This is a genomic window from Bradyrhizobium sp. P2_E8 (assembly GCF_056403875.1).
In genome coordinates this window covers 1-507 of the sequence record NZ_JBFUES010001941.1, presented here as the reverse complement: position 1 = coordinate 507, position 507 = coordinate 1, and the positions used below count along the sequence as shown (strand labels likewise).

Annotated in this window: 1 protein-coding gene; it reads right to left on the bottom strand. The window is 64.1% G+C overall.

The window, feature by feature from the left end; all coding sequences use genetic code 11:
• Positions 1–392: FAD-dependent oxidoreductase (locus AC1D00_RS44825; RefSeq protein ID WP_477015178.1), on the bottom strand; the 392-nt coding region annotated here is incomplete at its 3' end.
• Between the last annotated feature and the right edge of the window lie 115 nt (positions 393–507).

Genomic DNA, 507 nt, shown 5'->3' with positions numbered 1-507 from the left:
ATCGCGTCATAGCCGCCGCGCTCGGCCCAGCCGACCACGGGGAATAAGCGATGCCCCATCGCGCGCAGCCAGTCACGCTTCTCGCCGGCCGCGAACGCCACATAGGCCTCGGCCCATTTGCGCGGCCAGTGATCCTCGTCGCGGTCGAAGCCGGCGGTTCCGAGCCAGTCCTGCATCGCGAGCTCGAAGGAATCCTTGATGCCGAGCCGGCGCTGCTCCGGCGAATCGACCAGGAACAGCCCGCCGAACGACCAGAACGCCTGGCCACCGAGCGACTGCTCGCCTTCCTGGTCGACCACGATCACGCGCTTGCCGGCATCCGCGATCTCGGTTGCGGCCACGAGGCCGGATAGTCCGGCGCCGACAACGATGACGTCTGTCTGTTCAGCCATAAGTTCCCCCCTGTAGTTGCCCGGATTGAAGCCAGCGGTTGTTACTGAGATCAAGGGTGTGGCGCGTAAGACATCATTAACTTGTTCCACTTTGAGATAGAGCCCGGCCAAGTGC